The 17,855-nt window shown below is 70.8% G+C and carries 12 protein-coding genes; 8 read left to right on the top strand and 4 right to left on the bottom strand.

All coding sequences use genetic code 11. The features are described from left to right. The first annotated feature begins 27 nt into the window (after positions 1 to 27). Complete coding sequence (locus tag ACQFZP_RS13015; RefSeq protein ID WP_211891620.1) at positions 28 to 1,095, top strand: 4'-phosphopantetheinyl transferase family protein; 1,068 nt, start codon at positions 28 to 30, stop codon at positions 1,093 to 1,095. Here ACQFZP_RS13015 and ACQFZP_RS13010 read toward each other — a convergent pair. The 3 genes from ACQFZP_RS13010 to ACQFZP_RS13000 are packed head-to-tail and all read right to left on the bottom strand — an operon-like array spanning position 1,064 to position 6,356. After that, a complete protein-coding gene (locus ACQFZP_RS13010; RefSeq protein ID WP_249312535.1) occupies positions 1,064 to 1,702 on the bottom strand; it encodes a M1 family aminopeptidase in 639 nt (212 codons plus the stop codon). The two genes, ACQFZP_RS13015 and ACQFZP_RS13010, sit on opposite strands and share 32 nt — an antisense overlap. Beyond that, positions 1,702 to 2,421 carry a hypothetical protein gene (locus tag ACQFZP_RS13005; RefSeq protein WP_249312488.1) on the bottom strand — a complete coding sequence of 240 codons (720 nt, stop codon included), beginning with the start codon at positions 2,419 to 2,421 and terminating at the stop codon, positions 1,702 to 1,704. The genes ACQFZP_RS13010 and ACQFZP_RS13005 overlap by 1 nt, the downstream gene beginning before the upstream one ends. Continuing rightward, a complete protein-coding gene (locus tag ACQFZP_RS13000; RefSeq protein WP_211891619.1) occupies positions 2,418 to 6,356 on the bottom strand; it encodes a Pls/PosA family non-ribosomal peptide synthetase in 3,939 nt (1,312 codons plus the stop codon). Before ACQFZP_RS13000 ends, ACQFZP_RS13005 begins: the two co-directional genes overlap by 4 nt. 241 nt (positions 6,357 to 6,597) lie before the next feature. Here ACQFZP_RS13000 and ACQFZP_RS12995 point away from each other — a divergent pair, with 241 nt between their 5' ends. From ACQFZP_RS12995 to ACQFZP_RS12965, 7 genes are all read left to right on the top strand, one after another. Further along, on the top strand, positions 6,598 to 7,992 hold the full coding sequence (locus tag ACQFZP_RS12995) for an HtaA domain-containing protein (protein WP_211891618.1): 1,395 nt from the start codon (positions 6,598 to 6,600) through the stop codon (positions 7,990 to 7,992). A 140-nt stretch (positions 7,993 to 8,132) separates the two neighbouring features. Next, positions 8,133 to 9,563, top strand: coding sequence for a hypothetical protein (locus tag ACQFZP_RS12990; RefSeq protein ID WP_211891617.1), 1,431 nt, complete (start codon positions 8,133 to 8,135; stop codon positions 9,561 to 9,563). A gap of 47 nt (positions 9,564 to 9,610) precedes the next feature. After that, positions 9,611 to 10,855, top strand: a complete 1,245-nt coding sequence (locus tag ACQFZP_RS12985) for a heme/hemin ABC transporter substrate-binding protein (RefSeq protein WP_211891616.1) — start codon at positions 9,611 to 9,613, stop codon at positions 10,853 to 10,855. Positions 10,856 to 10,869: 14 nt separating this feature from the next. Beyond that, complete coding sequence (locus ACQFZP_RS12980; RefSeq protein WP_307852841.1) at positions 10,870 to 12,045, top strand: FecCD family ABC transporter permease; 1,176 nt, start codon at positions 10,870 to 10,872, stop codon at positions 12,043 to 12,045. After that, positions 12,042 to 12,911 carry a heme ABC transporter ATP-binding protein gene (locus ACQFZP_RS12975; protein ID WP_211891615.1) on the top strand — a complete coding sequence of 290 codons (870 nt, stop codon included), beginning with the start codon at positions 12,042 to 12,044 and terminating at the stop codon, positions 12,909 to 12,911. The genes ACQFZP_RS12980 and ACQFZP_RS12975 overlap by 4 nt, the downstream gene beginning before the upstream one ends. Beyond that, on the top strand, positions 12,908 to 14,167 hold the full coding sequence (locus tag ACQFZP_RS12970; RefSeq protein ID WP_211891614.1) for a hypothetical protein: 1,260 nt from the start codon (positions 12,908 to 12,910) through the stop codon (positions 14,165 to 14,167). The genes ACQFZP_RS12975 and ACQFZP_RS12970 overlap by 4 nt, the downstream gene beginning before the upstream one ends. Continuing rightward, the gene (locus tag ACQFZP_RS12965) at positions 14,164 to 16,923 is read left to right on the top strand and encodes a fibronectin type III domain-containing protein (RefSeq protein WP_211891613.1); all 2,760 of its coding nucleotides are present in this window, start codon (positions 14,164 to 14,166) and stop codon (positions 16,921 to 16,923) included. The genes ACQFZP_RS12970 and ACQFZP_RS12965 overlap by 4 nt, the downstream gene beginning before the upstream one ends. 175 nt (positions 16,924 to 17,098) lie before the next feature. Here ACQFZP_RS12965 and ACQFZP_RS12960 read toward each other — a convergent pair whose 3' ends face one another. After that, the gene (locus tag ACQFZP_RS12960; protein ID WP_211891612.1) at positions 17,099 to 17,746 is read right to left on the bottom strand and encodes a heme oxygenase (biliverdin-producing); all 648 of its coding nucleotides are present in this window, start codon (positions 17,744 to 17,746) and stop codon (positions 17,099 to 17,101) included. Between the last annotated feature and the right edge of the window lie 109 nt (positions 17,747 to 17,855).

Raw genomic sequence — 17,855 nt, 5'->3', positions numbered from 1 at the left:
CGCACGCGGGGCTTCTGCACTGCGTCAGTGGGCGGCCTGTCGCAGCGGGGGAGCGGCCGGTCGCGAGGTGCCGTCGGCGGGTTCGATGCGCTCGACTCGTTCTGGGGCCTCACCGACGCGCTCGACCCGCTCTGGAGCCGCAGCGACGCGAGTCTCTTCCGAAGACGTGAGGCAGACCGCGTGAAGGTGATCGAACTGCTGCTCGGCAGGGTCCTCATCGTCAGCGCCGACGCCCGTGCACTCGGCGGACGAGACCGCCGGCGGTCTCTCGAGGTGCTGTCCGCGGGTGACCGCGAGCGGCTGGGCACCTTGTCCGACGCGCGGGCAGACGGCCGTGCGGACGCGTTCCTCACCGGTCGCCTGCTTGTGCAGCTCGGCCTCGACCGCCTCGCGGGAGACCACCTCGCGGCAGACCGCCTCGCCGCAGACCACCACGCCGCAGACCTCGAGATGGGTTCCACGCTTCCGGATGGCGTGCATGCCATCCGGAAGCGTGGAACCCATCTCGAAGGCGGGGAGCACGGGCTCGCGCCGGTCGCGCCGGTCGCGGCGCTCGAGGCAGTGTGCTCACACTGCGGTTCGACGAGTCACGGGAAGCCGAGCATCCCGGGCCTGCCGGTGCTCGTGAGCATCGCCTACGCGGGATCCGCGGTCTTCGTCGCGCTGGCCAGCGCCGACGATGTCGGCGCACTCGGGATCGACGCCGAGGCGCTGCGGTTCCACGAAGACTCCGCCCCTGCGATGCCCGACCGTGCACTCTCAGAGCCAGACCAGGACCCGTCGCCCCCTGCGCCTTCGAGGGATGTGTTCGACCCGGCTCTCGACCTCGAGCGGTGGACCGCCGTCGAGGCGGTCCTCAAAGCTGACGGCCGCGGGCTGCGCGTCGACCCGAGCTTCGTGCGCCTCGCGTCCGGCGAGGGGCACGCCGACAGGGAGGAGCATGCTCGCATCTCGGGGGACGAGGCGAGCTACCGCATCCACCGCTCCGTCGTCGACCGTCGCTTCCTCGTGGCCGTGGCCGCACGGAAGCCGGACCGGGAAACGAGCCTGGCCAGTGCACCCGCTAACGAAGAAGCCGGGTCACCTTCGCTCTGAGCGCGCTGGGCAGCTCGGGAAGGGCGAGCTGGTAGAGCCAGGCGTCGAAGAGCTCCTGGAGCGGGGCGTCCGGCACGACTTTCGCGGTGTGCTCGATGAACTCCGCGGTCGAGGCCACGGAGAAGCGCTTCACCGAGGTCCAGCTCGTGAGGATCTCGAAGAACGCCGAGTCGCCGACGGTCAGGCGCAGGGCGTGGAGGGTGAGCGCGCCGCGCTTGTAGACGCGGTCGTCGAACATGTCGGCGGCACCCGGGTCGCCGAGCAGCAGGTCCTGCGGCAGCTCGGAGAGCGTGCGCCAGTAGTACCTGGCGAGCTGGTCGGCGCTCTCGGCGCCGCTCGCCTCTGCCCAGATCCACTCGGCGTAGCAGGCGAATCCCTCGTTCAGCCAGATGTGCTGCCAGCCACCCACTCCGATGCTGTTGCCGAACCACTGATGCGCGAGCTCGTGGGCGACGAGGCGCTCCTGGCCTCTGGCGCCGTCGATCTGGTTCGCGCCGAAGATCGCCATGCCCTGGGCCTCGAGGGGGATCTCGAGGTCGTCGGCCGTCACGATGACGGCGTAGGAGTCGAAGGGGTACGGGCCGAAGGTCAGCTCGAAGGTCTCCATCATGCGGGAGAGGTCGGCGAGGTCTGTGCCCACGCGACGGGCGAGGGCGGGCGGGTAGTGCAGGCGTCCGGCGACTCCCGCGAGCTGCACGTCTTCGCGCCGGTAGCGGCCGATCTGCAGGGTGACGAGGTAGCTGGCGGTCGGTGCGCCTCCTCGTACACCCACGTCGTCAGGCCTCCGGATGAGCGCCTCGAGTGCAGCGCTCCGGTCGCGACCACGTCGTAGTTGCTGTCGACGGAGACCTGGATGCGGTAGCTGGCCTTGTCGGCGGGGTGGTCGTTGCAGGGGAACCAGGTCGGGGCGCCGGTGGGCTGCGAGGCGACGATGATGCCGTCCTCGAGCTCTTCCCAGCCGATGGTTCCCCATCGGGAGCGCCGGGGGCGAGGGGCGCCCTCGTAGACGACCTCGAGCGTGATGGCGGCTCCGGCCTCGACTGGCTTCGACAGCGTGACCTTCAGCTTGCGGTCGCTCTGCTTGAAGCGCGCCTGCTTGTCACCGCGAGCGGCGACCTTGCTGACGCGAAGGCCGACGAGGTCGAGGGAGAACGCGGTGAGGGGAACGGTGGCGCGGATGCTCAGCGTCGCCGTGCCGGAGAGTCGGTTGTTCTGCATCCGGTACTTGAGGGTGAGGTCGTAGTGCTCGACACGGATGCTCACGTCGCCGCTCTGTGGCGTGTAGGGGTTGCCGGGCAGTGGCTCAAGCGCGGCGGCGCGGTTCATGACACCTTCGACTGGTAGGCGCGGAGCTTGAGCGCGCGCCAGGGGCCGATGGGGTTGCCGCTCCAGCGGCTGCCGACGGGCACCGACTCGCCTCGCATGACAAGGGAGGCTGGTCCCACGGTGGCGTGGGCGCCGATCGTGGCGGCGGGCAGGATCACGCTGTGCGGTCCGAGTGTTGCGCCTGCTTCGAGGGTGACGGTGTCCATGCTCATTATTCGATCATGGAACAGGTGAGTCTGGACGACGCATCCCCGGTTGACGGTGGCTCCGTCGCCGAGAGTGACCAGATCTGCCTCCGGGAGCCAGTAGGAGTCGCACCAGACGCCCTTGCCGATCTTCGCGCCCAGCGAGCGCAGCCAGAGCGCGAGGGCGGGCGTTCCGGCGGCCCCGCGCGCGAACCAGGGGGCTGCGACCATCTCGACGAAGGTGTCTGCGACCTCGGTGCGCCACACGAAGCTCGACCAGAGGGGCTGCTCGGAGACGCGGATGCGCCCGACGATGACCCACTTGGCGACCGTCGAGATGAGGGCGGATGCGGCTGCCGCGGCGAGCAGGACGAAGCCGGAGAGCACGATGGTCCAGGCGACGCCGACCGCGGTCTCGATGGCGGCGAGGGCGAGGAGCACGCCGAGGCCGAGTCCGCAGGTGACGATGACGGGGACGATGCGGCACAGCTCCCAGAGCGCGCGGGCGATGCGGAGCGCCCGGGGCGGGTTGTAAGTGCGGGACTCGTCGCCGTCGACGGTGACGCGGCGGAGGCGGACGGGCGGGGAGCCGAGCCAGGATGAGCCGGGCTTCGCCTTCGCGGGCGCGGCGGAGAGCACGGCGACGAGGCCGTCGCGGGGCACGGAGTGCCCTGCCGCTGCCATGCCGGAGTTGCCGAGGAAGGCTCGTGCGCCGATGCGGGCTCGCTCGATGCGCATCCACCCGTTGTGCAGCTCGTAGGAGGCGACCATGGTGTCGTCGGCGAGGAACGCGCCGTCATCGATCTGCGTCATCGAGGGGAGGAGCAGCACGGTCGAGGCCTCGACGTCGCGGCCGACCTTGGCGCCGAGCATCCGCAGCCAGAGCGGGGTGAAGAGGCTCGCGTAGAACGGGAAGAGCATGGTGCGGGCGGCGTCGAGGAGGCGCTCGATGCACCAGGCCTGCCAGGCGACGCGTGAGCGCACGGGGTGCGTGCCCTGTGTGAGGCCGATCGAGAGGAGACGCACGAGGGTCACGACGAGCCCCGCGAAGGTGACCCCCGCAGCGATGACTGCGGGTGCGAGCCACGCGAACGCGGCGAGGGTGGCGTCGCCCAGTGACGCTGCACCGCGCATCCCGACCGCGACGACGACCCCGCCGACCGCGAACGAGAACAGCGGCAGCAGCGCGAGTGCCGCTGACGCGACGGCGTAGACGAAGGCCCACCCGAACGGCTGCGGTGGGCGTTCGGCGGGCCAGTCGTTCGCGCGCACCTTGCCGACCCGGACGGCGGGGGATCCGGCCCAGCTCTTGCCGGAGCGAACCCGGCCGAAGACCGCGGAACCGGGCGCGACCTCGGCCCCCTGGCCGATCTTGGTGCCGGGGGCGAGGGTGCTTCGTGCGCCGACCGTCGCGCCGGCGCCGATGCGGATGCCGCCGATGCGCACGAGCTCGCCGTCGATCCAGTAGCCGGTCAGGTCGACCTCCGGCTCGATGGCCGCGCCGTCGCCCAGTTGCAGCATGCCCGTGACCGGCGGCAGCGAGTGCAGGTCGACGTTGTTGCCGACCTTCGCGCCGAGTGCCCGTGCGTAGTAGACGACCCAGGGCGCACCGGCGAGCCCGACGGCGTCGATCTGCGTGGCGACCTGCTCGGCGAGCCAGAGGCGCATGTGGGTCGCCCCGCCGCGTCGGTAGTCGCCCGGCTTCAGGCGGAACAGCAGGATGCGCGCGGCTGCAACCGAGATCGCCATCTTCCCGAACGGGGTCACGAACACCACGAGCATGACGAGGATGAGCCAGAGCGGCGCATCCGGCAGCACCTCGAACCCGGGCAGGAGCTGCAGCAGGGCGCTCGCGGTGAGCAGGTAGGTGATCCAGCGGGCCCCGGCGAGGATGTGCAGGGGGAGACCTGCGACGATCTGCAGGATGCGCGCCGACAGCGGAGTCGGCCCTGGTGTGCTGAAGGTCGTGGGCAGCTCGTCCTCATCGTCGAGCGCTTCGCGGATCGACTCGGTCATGGCGGCGAGGCGGGGATGGTCGTACACATCGGCGACCGTGAACTCGGGGACGCGGGCGCGCACGCGCGTCACGAGCTGGGCGGCAGAGAGCGAGCCGCCGCCGAGGTCGAAGAAATCGGCGTCCTCATTGCCGACGGGCAGTCCGAGCACGGCCTGCCACTGCTCGGCGAGCCAGGCGGTGTGGGCGTCGAGGTCGCCGGAGACCTCGTCTGCACCGGGGAGCGGCCAGGGCAGTGCGTTCTTGTCGACCTTGCCGGACGTGCGGGTCGGCAGGGAGTCGACCTCGGCGATCAACGGCACGAGGGCCTTCGGCAGCTGCTCGCCGAGTTCGGCGCGCGCGAGCTGCCGCTCGTAGCCCGGTCCCGTCACGACGTAGCCGACGAGGATGGAGGCGCCTGCCGAGGTCTTTCGGACGGCGACGGCCGACCCGGTGACGCCGGTGACGGCCTGCAGCGCCGCCTCGACTTCGCCGAGCTCGATCCGACGGCCGCCGATCTTCACCTGGTCGTCGGCCCGTCCGAGGAACACGAGGCCCTCGGCTTCGTACTTGACGAGGTCGCCTGAGCGGTAGGCGCGCTCCCAGCCGAGGCTCTCCATGGGCGCGTACTTCTCGGCGTCCTTGGCCGGGTCGAGGTACCGGGCGAGGCCGACGCCGCCGATGATGAGCTCGCCGGATTCGCCTTCTGCGACGCGCTTGCCCTCGGCGTCGACGACGGCGAGCTCCCACCCGTCGAGCGGGAGGCCGATGCGGATGGGCGCGTTGCCGTCGAGGAGCGCTGCGCACGCGACGACGGTGGCCTCGGTCGGGCCGTACGTGTTCCAGACCTCGCGGCCGTCGCCGACGAGGCGCTGCGTGAGCTCGAGCGGGCAGGCCTCGCCGCCGAAGATGAGGAGCCTGACCTGCTCGATGGTCTCGCTCGGCCAGAGTGCGGCCAGTGTCGGGACGGTCGAGACGACTGAGATCTGGTGCCGCAGGAGCCATGGCCCGAGGTCTTCGCCGGAGCGAACCAGCGACCGAGGGGCTGGCACGAGGCACGCGCCGTAGCGCCAGGCGAGCCACATCTCCTCGCAGGATGCGTCGAAGGCGACCGACAGGCCGGCGAGGACGCGGTCGCCTGGGCCGATGGGATCGGCCTGCAGGAAGAGCTTCGCCTCGGCGTCGACGAAGGCGGCCGCGGAGCGGTGGGAGACGGCGACGCCCTTCGGCACCCCCGTCGAGCCGGAGGTGAAGATGACCCAGGTGTCGTCGTCCAGATGCGGGCCGTCGAGCTCGTCGAGGCTGCTGCTCTCGGGATGCGGTGCTCCGGCTTCGAAGAGATCGACCGGTTCCCCTGCTGGCTGCTCGCCGTCGGCCGCGAGCACGAACTCGCCGTCGCCCTCGATGGTGCCTCGCACCTTGGCCTCGCCGAACACGAGCAGCGCTCGCTCGTCCGGGTCGTCGACGTCGACGGGCACGTAGGCGGCCCCGGCGGCGATGATGGAGAGGATCGCCACGTACAGCTCACGGGTGCCGGACACGAGTCGCACGCCGACCTTGTCGCCGCGACGGACTCCCGCATCCTGCAGCACCTTGGCCGTCTGGGCGACGTAGGCCGACAGATCCGAGTAGCTCAGGGGAGCGGCGCCGTCATCGATCGCGATGGCGTCGGGATGCGCGGTCGCTGTCGCCGAGAGCACGTCGATGAGGGTGCGGGGCGCGGGGGCGGCCGAGGATCGGTCCAGAGGGGAGTGCACGGAGCCACGCTACCGGTGAAAGGTAACGCAGCGGTTGCCGAGCATCGCGGCTGCCGCGCGCATCGGATCCGGCCGCGCCGTTGTCGAACCTGAAAATCTCCCGTAAGGTAACCCTTGCCTTACTTAGCGTCACCTAACCTGCTCCACCGGGTGGCGTCCCCACCGTGAGGCTTTCGGACACGGCACTCGCCGCGCATCTGCGCGCGTGTCGGGGAGCCGTGGCTTCTACTCAGGAGAACTCATGACAGCAGTGCAAGATCGGACGGCTCGTCGGTCGTCTGTGCTGGCCCGCAGCGGCGCAACACTCGCCGCCGCCGGCCTCATCGCGGCGGGCCTCGGCCTCGGCGCGGCACCGGCCTCGGCAGCCGAATCAACCGTCGAGAACGTCTCGTTCTCATGGCAGGTCAACACGGAGTCCGGCGCAGGCGCGTACTTCGGAGGCTGCAACTACCTCGTCGCGGGGCAGGTCGGCAACGCCGGTTCCTCTCACGTCTGGGCGGAGTCGGAAGGGTTCTACAAGACCGCCGACGGCAACGTCACCGTCACCAAGCCCAACGCAGCTGGCGAGCAGACTCAGCCGACCTGGGCCACGAAGTGCCAGACCCCGGCAGGCGGCAACGTGTCGGCTCCGGCGGGCACGTCCTCCGCGAACCAGGTCAACTTCGCCGGCGGAACGGGCACGGTCGACCCGGACACGGAGACCGGCACCATCGGCTGGGACGGGTCGTTCACGTTCGTCTTCTACGGCGGCATGACGTACTGGTCCGTCTCCGACATCCAGCTCGAGGTCGTCAACGGCGAGGGCACGCTGACCGGCACAGCTTCCGGCTACGGCGCGTCCATGGATGACGCCACGATCTGGGAGCCGCTGCCCTCGCGCACCATCGACCTCGCGACGTTCAGCGGCGTCGACCTGACGGCCACCGGTGCCGTCGTCGACGTCGACTACGCCGGCGTCGAGGTCGACACGACCGGGACGCCCCAGTCGCGTACCGGAGCCAACTGGGGTTCGTTCCCGCAGTCGTTCGTCGAGTACAACGAGCTGACCGGCCAGTCCTCCTACTGGTACTCGTCCGGCGGCGCGGCTGACGCGCGCAAGACGGCGAAGCCCTTCTCGGTGGCCTACACGCTGCCCGAGGTCGAGGTTCCCGGCACGCCAGAGGGCAACGTCGACGTCGTCATCCCCGAAGCGGAGATCGTGCCCCCTGTCGACCCAGAGACCGGGTCCTTCTCGTGGGCGTGGGCCGACGCCAACGGCGCCGACCTCGGCACCGCCGTGCAGACGGGTGACAACTTCGTCGCCACGGGTTCGATCAGCAACGTCGCCGTCACCGACACCCGCGCGGGCGGCACCGCCGCGTACGGCTGGACGGTCTCCGGACAGTCCACCGACTTCAGCAACGGCACGGACTCGTTCGGCGCCGAGGCCCTCGGCTGGTCGCCGAAGGTCCTCACGGGCAACCCGGACAACGTCACCGCCGGCACGGCCGCGACGGGTCTCGGCTCGGCGCAGAAGCTCGCCCAGTCGAACGCTGCCGCAAGCGCGACGCTGGGTGCTGACCTCACCCTGTCGGTTCCCACCACCACGAAGCAGGGCGCGTACTCCGCGACCCTCACCATCTCGGCGATCTCCTAGGCGCTGAGGAGTGCGCGGGAGCCCACCGGGCTTCCGCGCACTCGCACCTCGCTGCCCGCGCATCCGCTCGGGCAGCACCTCGCCCCTCCACCTCTCGCTCCGACGCGGCCCCACCGCGAGGGCCCCACGTTAGGGACCACATGGCTCTCCCCATCCGTCTCCGCATCCGCGCCACAGCCTCCGTCGTGCTCGCGGCCTCGCTGCTGGCGCTGCTGTCGTCGCTCGCCCCGACGGCCGCGCACGCCGACACGACGCAGCCGCCCGCCTGGAGCATCGACACGGTCGACGGCGATCGCGGATCGGGCCGCGCGAACTTCTCCTACGAGGTCGACCCCGGCGACGTCATCACCGACTCCATCAGCGTCACCAACACCGGTCCGGGTGCGCTGAACCTGACGATCTACGCCGCGGACGCGTTCACGACGGCGACCGGTGCGGTGGACATCCTCGAGAGCGGCGAAGCCTCGGTGGATGCGGGACTCTGGGTCGCGCCGGGCGCCGGCTCGATCTCGCTCGAGCCGGGCGCGAGCACTGATGTCCCCTTCACGCTCACCGTGCCGGCCGACGCGACTCCCGGTGATCACTCCGCGGCGATCGTCGCGTCGGTGCTCCCCGCCGACTCGGACGACCAGGTGAAGGTCGAGCGTCGACTCGGACTCCGCATCGACATGCGGGTCAGCGGTGCGCTCGCGCCCACCGCCGAGATTCGGAGCCTCGACACGGACTGGTCGGCGGCGGGCATCAACCCCTTCGGCGGAGGCACCACCACCGTCAGCTATGAGCTCGTGAACACCGGCAACGTGCGGCTCGCTTCGATGGAAGACCTGCGCCTCAGCGGCATCGGCGGCTCATCAACGGTTGTGCTCACCGGTGCGGACGTGCCAGAACTGCTGCCGGGATCGTCGGTCACCGTCACGCGCGCACTGAGCACCGGGGCCGTGGGCCCGCTCAGTGGAACGCTCACGCTCTACCTGCAGCCGATGGATGCGTTCACCGACGTGCCGGTGGCCGTCACCGCCGAGCTGTCGGCCTTCGCGCTGCCCTGGTCGCTCGTCGTGCTCGTCGTCATCCTGCTCCTCGCCGCCGCGGCCGTCATCTTCTGGATCTGGCGGCGCCGACGCCTCGACCTCCTGATGGTGGGCTACGGCGACGACGCAGGACTCGGGGCCGAGAAGCTCACGCCCCCGCGCGTGGGAGGTGCGGCAGGCGCTGCACTCGCGCTGCTCGCCGGCGTCGTGCTCGCGCTCGGCGTCGGCCTTTCGGGTCCGACGCCCGCGGTTGCCGAGCCCGCTCCGACCTCGCCATCCGGAGTCGTCGAGGTGACCATTCCAGCGCCGACTGCCGTGGCGACGTCCACGGCTGCCCCGGGCACGTCGCAGACCGCGGCCCCGGCTCCGAGCACCGGATCCGGCGGCGGCTCCAACGCGGGCAACGGCTCCGGTACCGCTGGCGGCGGATCCGGGCTCATCTCCACCGGCAACGAGCCGCTCGCCCTCGCGCTCGGGGTCGGCGCGCTGGCACTCATCGGCGGCATCGTGCTGCTGCTTCGCCGCCGGGGACGCACCGGCTGATCCGACCCCGCGCATCCGCGACCAGACCAGACACAACCGAGGAACCCATGCCCCTGCCACGCACGCTCCGCCGCTTCCGTCGCTCGACGATCCGTCGTGCCGGCTGTGCGGCGCTCGCGGTGGTGGTCGTGTCGGTGCTGTGGGCCAACGGGTTCCACAACATCGGCACGGCCAACGGCGCGGGCAACGAGCAGTGCGTCTCGCAGCCCGTGCAGGCCGACCCGGTCGCCCCGGTTCTGCCGTCCGTCACCTCAGTTGAGCTGCCCGACCCGCGCAGCATCACGGGGCCGACCACCGCCTACACGCAGACGGCGGCGATCAACCCCATCACCGACGCGGCGACCGCCGTGCAGCAGCTCCCGACGACGTTCACGAGCTCCGACGGCGCGGAGACGACCGTGACCGACACGACGCGCATCCTTGCCATCAACCAGAACGGCGGGCTCGCCGCCGCCGTCATCGGGCTGGGCTTCGGGTGCAACCTCATCGGGCGCGACACCGCGACCGATATCACGAAGGTCATGCCGGGCAACGAGCAGCTGCCGCTCGTCACGCAGAACGGGCACGAGCTCAACGCCGAGTCGATCCTCCAGCTCGCGCCGACGGTCGTCGTGACCGACGCCTCCATCGGCCCCTACGACGTGCAGCTGCAGCTGCGCCAGGCCGGCATCCCCGTGGTCATGGTCCCCATCGCGTACGAGGACGGCGTCGAGGGCGTCTCCCCGCAGATCCAGTTCGTGGCGGATGCGCTCGGCGTCCCCACCCTGGGGGAGAGCCTCTCGCAGCGAACACAGGCCGAGATCGGCACGACCATCCAGCAGCTCGGCACGATGGCACCCACCGACCCGGAGAAGAAGCCGCGCGTCGTGTTCCTGTACCTGCGCGGCAGCGTCTACTACTGGTTCGGCGCCGGCTCAGGCGCCGACTCCATCATCCAGAGCATCGGCGCTCGCGACGTCGCCACCGAGGTCGGGTTCGCGGGCATGTCGCCGACCAACGCAGAGGCCCTCGTCCGCGCCGCGCCCGACGTGATCATCGTCATGACGATGGGCCTCGCCTCGGTCGGCGGCATCGACGAAGCCGTGCAGCTGCCCGGCATCGGGCAGACCCCGGCGGGCGCGAACAAGCGCATCGTCGACATGAGCGACTACGAGGTGATGAGCTTCGGCCCCCGGTCGGCGTCGGTGCTCGCGGCCCTCGGCACCGCGATCTACGCGCCGGAGCTGGCCTACGTGCCGGCGGCCGACCCCGCGGCGGACCCCGCCGATGGCGCCGAACAGAGCGGCGAATGATGAGAGATGCGAACGTGACCACGACTCCGCCAAGCACCCACCCGCGGCCAGAAACAGGGCAGCCGAAGCGACGGAGCCTCGTAGACCACGTCGAGGAGCGCACCAGCCGCCGCCCAGAGCCGGTCGCCCAGCCGACGGATGCGCCACCCCGCTCCAAGAAGGCGCGCGCGTCGCTGCTCGCGGCGGTCCTCACGATCCTGCTCATCGCGGGCTGCCTCGTCTCCGCGATGATCGGCCAGCTGTACATCCCGCCGCTTGAGGTGCTCGGCTTCCTGCTGAACCAGGTGGGCATCAACTGGCTTCCCGGCCCCAGCCACGAGTTCGGGGCTGCCGCGCTCGCGGAGGTCCGCTTCCCGCGACTGGTGCTCACGGTCCTCGTCGGCGCGGCGCTGGCCGTCGCGGGTGCGCTCATGCAGGGCATCTTCGGCAACCCGCTCGCCGAGCCAGGCTCCGTCGGCGTCTCCGCAGGCGCGGCCGTCGGCGCGAGCTTCTCGATCCTCTTCAGCCTCACGTTCCTCGGCCCGTTCACGACCCCCGCGTTCGCATTCGTCGCCGGCCTCATCACGACGTTCGTCGTCTACTCGCTGTCCCGTTCCGGCCGGCGCACCGACGTCATCACGCTCATCCTGACCGGTGTCGCCGTCAACGCCGTCTGCGGTGCGCTCATCGCCTTCATCACCTTCAGCGCACCGACGCAGGCGCGCGAGCAGATCGTGTTCTGGCAGATGGGCAGCATGAACGGATCCCGCTGGGAGCAGGTCTGGCTGGTCGCCCCGCTCATCATCGTGGGGTGCATCCTCGCCATCGGGATCGGAAGGCAGCTCGACCTGCTGTCGCTCGGCGAGAAGGCGGCCCGCCACGTCGGTGTGAACGTCGAGCGCGTGCGGCTGATCGTCATGATCTACGTGGCCCTCCTCGTCTCCGCGGCGGTCGCCTTCGCCGGCATCATCGCGTTCGTCGGACTCGTCGTGCCGCACATCATCCGCATGATCATCGGCCCAACGCACCGCCCGCTCCTGCTCTGCTCAGTGCTCGGTGGGGCCCTGCTGCTCACGATCGCCGACCTCGGCGCCCGCACCCTCGTCGAGTACGCCGACCTGCCCATCGGCATGCTGACCTCCCTCATCGGCGGGCCGTTCTTCTTCTACCTGATCCGGCGCAGCCGGGCGAAGGGCGGCGCGTGGTCATGATCGGCTCCATCCTCAGGAACCCCATCCGCAAACCGCGCGCGACCACGCCGGGCGAGGTGGTCCTGTCCGTGCGCGACGTGAGCGTCGACTTCGGCGAGCGGACCGTGCTCGAGGGCCTCGACCTCGACATCCGGGCCGGCGAGGTGCTCGCCCTGGTCGGTCCCAACGGCGCGGGCAAGTCCACACTCATCAACGTCATCACCGCCGACGTGGATGCGCGCAGCGGCACCGTCGAGATCGACGGCCTCCCGAGCTACGCCTGGACGAACACCGAGCTCGCGATGCGCCGAGCCGTGCTCCTGCAGCAGGTCGATATCGCGTTCCCGTTCTCGGTCGAGGAGGTCGTCGACATGGGCCGCGCGCCCTGGCAGCAGGTGAGCGAGCGCGAGCGCGACGACCTCATCACCGCGGGCGCGATGCGGCGCACCGACATCGACCGCTTCGCCGACCGCCACTACCCGTCGCTGTCCGGAGGCGAGCGCGCTCGGGCCGCGCTCGCCCGCGTGCTCGCGCAGACCGCCTCGGTCATGCTCCTCGATGAGCCGACCGCGGCCATGGACATCAAGCACCAGGAGATGGTGCTCGACCTCGTGCGCAGCTACGCGAGCACCGGATGCGCCGTCGTCATCATCGTGCACAACCTCGACCTCGCGGCCGCCTACGCCGACCGCATCGCGCTCCTGAGCCGGGGCCGCATCGTCGCCGACGGGCCGCCAGCACAGGTGCTCACGGCCGAGCTCATCACGCAGGTCTACGAGCATCCCGTGCACATTCTCGAGGACCCGTTCACGGGAGCCCCGATCGTCGTGCCCAAGCGCGCATCCACCGGTTCCTCGACCCCCGCCGAAGAAGGGCACCACGCATGACCGCCACCACGCCTCCGCTCACCGCAGTCCGCTGGGTCGCCGCCATCCTGACGGCGCTCGGGCTCGCCCTCGGTGTCACCGCGATCGGCGTCTCCGCTGCACCCGCGCACGCGGCCGGACAGGTGACCATCTCCGGACAGCCGACGGCGGACGGGCAGAGCGAGATCCAGGTGTCCGGCTCCGGATTCCAGTCGGTGCAGGGCGGATTCGGGGGCATCTACGTGCTGTTCGGCTGGGTCGACGACCCGAGCGGCGGCTCGTGGAAGCCGAGCGCGGGAGGCGTGACGGGGGAGGACTACCGCTACGTGTACGACGACGAGACGAACCCCGTCGGCTACCAGCTGTTCGCGGCCTTCCCGGGCGGATCCACCTCCTACGCCGCGAACGGCGGCGAGGTCGCGGCCGACGGCACCTGGTCGGGCACGCTGCGCATCCCCGGCGCGGTGTTCCAGACCTACGACCGCGACCAGAACGCGACCTCCGTCGACTGCAACGCCGTGCAGTGCGGCATCATCACCATCGGCGCGCACGGCGTGAAGAACACGAACAACGAATCGTTCACGCCGCTCACCTTCGCGGGAGTGGCTGCGGCCGCTGCGGCCGGTGCCGTCGCCCCGCAGGCGGGCGCGAGCCCTGCGCAGCCCGAGGCGGCCGCCCCGGTGGCGACCGACGAGCAAACGGCAGGTGGCGAGGCCGCCCCGGTCGCGACCTCGGCTCCTGTCGGGACCACGACCCAGAGCACGGCGTCCTCACAGGGCCTCGGCTCGGTCAGCGACGCGCTCGCCTGGCTCGTCGTGCTCGCGCCGGTCCTGCTGCTCGTCGGACTCACCGTCGTCGGCCTCGCCGTGGGCATCGGCGCCTACCTTGCCGCCAAGAGCCTCCTGCTCGGCGTCAACCCGGCGGCCCTCGAGAAGGTGCGCGGGCAACGCGAACGCAAGGCGCTGCAGGAGCGCGAGAAGCAGCGCAGGAAGACGGCGGCGGTCAGGCTCGCGCAGGAGCAGCGCGAAGCTCGTGCCCGGCGCAGGCTCGGCGCGGCCGCCGCGCAGCAGAGCCTCGTGAACCTCCCCGCGTCTCCCGCGCCCCTCGAGAACGACAGACTCGTCGACTTCTTCGCCATGGATGCTCCGACCCCTCGCCACCCGAGCCCGCTCCGGGATACGAGCCCGCTCCGCGATACGGATACGGCGCCGGGTGATCGAGACGCGCCGACGCTCATCCTCTCGAGCGCGACCGGTCGCCGGGAGGACGCACGGTGACCCTCGACGCGCACGAGACGGGCGCGCGGTCACGGCGCCTGCCAGCCCCGGGCATCGGCACGCGCATCCTCGCCGCAATCGGCATCGCCGGCCTGCTTGCGGGCTTCGGCCTCTTGGCCGCCGACCCGGCGGAGGCCGCCTCGACGCCCATCTCGGGCGTCGACCTGTCCTGGGCACTGAACGACGAGGTCGGCGGGGGCGCCTACTTCGGCGGCTGCAACTTCCTCTCGGCTGGCGCATCCGGTGACAACGGCAGGTCGGCGGTCTGGACCGACGACAGCCTGTACTCGGCGAGCGAGGGCAACGTCTCCATCACGAAGCCCGACGCTGCCGGCAACCAGGTACCCGCCACGTGGGATTCCAGGTGCCTCGACGCGGGCGGGAGCCAGGTCGGGACCGGTGTCGGGTCGACAAGCGCCAACCGGGTGAACCTGGCAGACGGCAGCGGCTCCGTCGACCTCGAGACCGGCACAGCCAGCATCTCCTGGGAAGGCGCCTTCACCGTCGTCTTCTACGGCGGCATGACGTACTGGTCGGTTGATGACCTCACGCTCGAGCTCAGCAACGGCAGGGGAACGCTCACGGGCACGGCCGGCGGATTCGGCGCCGACATGGACGACCCCTCGAAGTGGCAGCCCCTGAGCGAACGCACCGTCACGCTCGCGACGATCGACGCGACTCCGGCCGAGCTCACCGCATCCGGCGCGACCCTCACTCCCGAGTACCGGGGCGTGGATGCAGGTGCCGTCGGCACCCCGCAGACGCGCGAAGGCGACGGGTGGGGCTCGTGGCCCCAGGACTTCGTGGCATTCCACGAGGCGACCGGCCAGTCGAGCTACTGGTACTCATCCGGTGGCCTGGCTGACCCCAAGAAGGTCGCGGCACCGCTCACCCTAAGGTTCGACACGTCCGCGAGCGCGACCCCGGTCTACGAGCGGTTGCCGCGCGACTACCCGGAGGGGGCCGAGGTGCGGTTCGTCAACCTCGGGGCCGAGGTCTCCGGGGAGCCCATGCTGCGGGCAGCCGATGGGCGTGAGCTGCCGGTACTGGCCGGGACTCGCGCTCAGATCACGGCAGGCGGCGGCGTGGGCACCTGGGACGTCAGCGGCCTCACCGTTGGAGCGCACGAGTTCACGCTCGCCGTCCGCAACGGCACCGCCGAGACACCCATCAACCTCTCACCCGACGACGCGATTCGCCTCACCATCGTCGAGCCGCTCGGCGCGACCGCCTCACCCGGGATCACGGTGAGCGACGTCGAGGCCAGCTCCTTCACGACCACCCTGACGTGGCCCGCCACGGGTGGCGGCCCGCCGACCGGCTACCAGGTGCAGCTCACTCAAGGGGGCGTCGCCGTCGGTGCCGCCCTCCAGGTGCCGGCGGATGCGACGGGGCAGGGCTCGACCATCGTGTCCGGACTCGCCGCCAGCACCGAGTACGCCATCACCGTCACCCCGTACCTCGCAACCCAAGCGGGCACGCCAGCGACGCAGCAGGTCAGCCCCGGTGCCCCGCCGCAGCCGACCACGACGCCGGACCCAGAACCGCCAGCGCCGACGACGCCCCCGACCACCGAGCCGACCACGCCCACCGACGGGGGTGCATCCGCCGCAGGAGCAACCTTCTACTGGGGACTGAACACGGAAGCGACCAGCGGTGCCTTCTTCGGGGGATGCAACTTCCTCGCGGCCGGCAAAGCGGGGGACACCGGCTCGTCACGGGTCTGGAAGGCCGACGAATATCGTTCTGCCGACGGCAACGTCACGATCATCAAGCCCAACGGCAGCGACTTCCAGCAGGCGAGCTGGGGCACGAAGTGCGTCGACCGCACGGGCGCCAACGTCTCGACGAGCCGCCTCGGCTCCCATACGGAGTCGCAGGTGCGCATCACCGGTGGTGAGGCGACGCACTCCGGTTCGGAGCTCACCGTGCAGTGGCGAGGCAGCTTCACGGTCGCCTTCTACGGCGGGCTCACGTACTGGACGGCGACCGACCCGATCCTCAAGGTGGGCGGGGACGGCAGGGGCACCATCACCGCGACGGCCTCCGGCTACGGCGCATCCATGACCGACGCGTCCAAATGGGTGGAGCTCAGCGATCGCACCATCACGCTCGCGAACCTCACGGGTGTCGATACCGGCGCCGACGTCATCACGACGACCCCCGATTACCTGGGGGTCTCCTACAGCGGCAGCGGCCAGTCGCAGGGAGTGGTCGGCGGCGACGAGGGCACGGCGAGCGGGCAGGCGCCTCAGACCGCGCTGAACTCGAGCTACTGGGGCTCGTTCCCGTCGGACTTCGTGGACTTCCAGAAGGAGACCGGCCAGTTCTCGTACTGGTTCACGTCCAACGGCGCCCGTGACACCTACAAGCCGACGATCCCGCTCACCGTGAGCCTGGCGGGTGACTACACGCCGACGGCGGGCGCGTACAACGCTCCGGCCGCGCCGACGCTCACGCAGAGCAACCCGGCGGGCGGCACGCGTGCCCCGAACGCGGTGGCGCCCGCGCCCGCGCCAGCGCCAGCCACCACGGCACCGGCCGCGGGCAGCACGACGAGCAGCGGGGGAGCGGCGCCGTCGGGGGCCGGGCCCGTCGCCGTCTCGAACGAAGCCTCTGGGCTGCAGATCGGCGAGATCAGCGCGCCGATGGTGCTCGGCGGAGGAGCGGGCATACTCGCGATCGCGGGCCTCAACTGGTCGATCTCCCTGCTCGTACGCCGAAGGCTTGGTCTCGACCCCCACCTCTTCGGCTAGTCGCGAGACGCGCCCGGAGCGGTCTGCGCGCCCGGAGCGGTGTTGTGGTCGACAAGACGCTGTTGAAGCGACCACAACACCGCTCTCGGCTCAGGCGGCGGGGTGGGTGCAGAACGCGAACGGCCCGCATCCGAGTGGATGCGGGCCGTTCGCGTCGCGCGGTGCGGGGCGGATCCTAGAAGCGTGCGTCCAGCTCTTCGAAGATGCGCTCATTGCAGGTGAAGCTCGCGTTCGCCTCATCGAGGAGACGCGCGATGGCGTCCTCGTCGAAGGCGAGCTCGTCGAGCTGGGTACGGTAGGCCCGCTTGAACGGCACGATCGCCGGGATCTCGGTGAAGTCGAAGAACGTCGCCTCCTCCGCGGGGAGGGTGTACGTGCGGTCGAGCATCACGCGCATGGCCTGGCCACCCGAGAGGTCACCGAGGTAGCGCGTGTAGTGGTGCGCGAGGTAGCGCGCTGGGTCGGCGGCGGATGCGGTGATGCGGTCCGCGTACTCGCGCGTCGCCGGGAGCTCGCCGGGGAGCGGCTGCGTGAGGCGGGGCGCGAGCGCCGCGAGGTCCGCCACGATCGACGACGCACGGTCGAGCTCGGCCGCAGGGATCGCGCCGAGCTGGCCCTGCTCGCGCACGGGCACTGCCGCGCTCTCGAGCGCCTCGTACATGAAGCCGTACTGCTGCAGCAGCGCAGCCCAGGCGTCGATGCCGAGCTCACCGCCGAGGAGCCGCTCGAGGAAGCGCGAACGCTCCGCGCTCTGGTGGGCCTGCGACGTGCGCTCGCGGAGGCGGGCGCTGATGGTCGTCGCGGTGTCGGTGACGATGGTCATGGGGATCCCTTCGGGCGGGATCGGTGCGAGGGGGCACACCGAAGACTGGATGACTTCAGCTTAGGTCACCCTTACTTCCGTTGGGAATCCCCGCTGTGCAGAGTTCACT

The sequence above is a fragment of the Pseudoclavibacter sp. Marseille-Q434 genome (assembly GCF_050315415.1).
Lineage (GTDB): Bacteria > Actinomycetota > Actinomycetes > Actinomycetales > Microbacteriaceae > Pseudoclavibacter.
Note: the sequence above shows the minus strand (reverse complement) of the source record. Positions and strands in the feature narration are given on the sequence as shown.

Excerpts from the sequence above, each read along its gene's own strand:
- ACQFZP_RS12985 (WP_211891616.1), top strand. The coding sequence starts at position 9,611 with ATGCCCCTGCCACGCACGCTCCGCCGCTTCCGTCGCTCGACGATCCGT.
- ACQFZP_RS12990 (WP_211891617.1), top strand. The coding sequence starts at position 8,133 with ATGGCTCTCCCCATCCGTCTCCGCATCCGCGCCACAGCCTCCGTCGTG.
- ACQFZP_RS12975 (WP_211891615.1), top strand. The coding sequence starts at position 12,042 with ATGATCGGCTCCATCCTCAGGAACCCCATCCGCAAACCGCGCGCGACC.
- ACQFZP_RS12995 (WP_211891618.1), top strand. The coding sequence starts at position 6,598 with ATGACAGCAGTGCAAGATCGGACGGCTCGTCGGTCGTCTGTGCTGGCC.
- ACQFZP_RS12960 (WP_211891612.1), bottom strand. The coding sequence starts at position 17,746 with ATGACCATCGTCACCGACACCGCGACGACCATCAGCGCCCGCCTCCGC.
- ACQFZP_RS12970 (WP_211891614.1), top strand. The coding sequence starts at position 12,908 with ATGACCGCCACCACGCCTCCGCTCACCGCAGTCCGCTGGGTCGCCGCC.
- ACQFZP_RS13010 (WP_249312535.1), bottom strand. The coding sequence starts at position 1,702 with ATGGAGACCTTCGAGCTGACCTTCGGCCCGTACCCCTTCGACTCCTAC.
- ACQFZP_RS13005 (WP_249312488.1), bottom strand. The coding sequence starts at position 2,421 with ATGAACCGCGCCGCCGCGCTTGAGCCACTGCCCGGCAACCCCTACACG.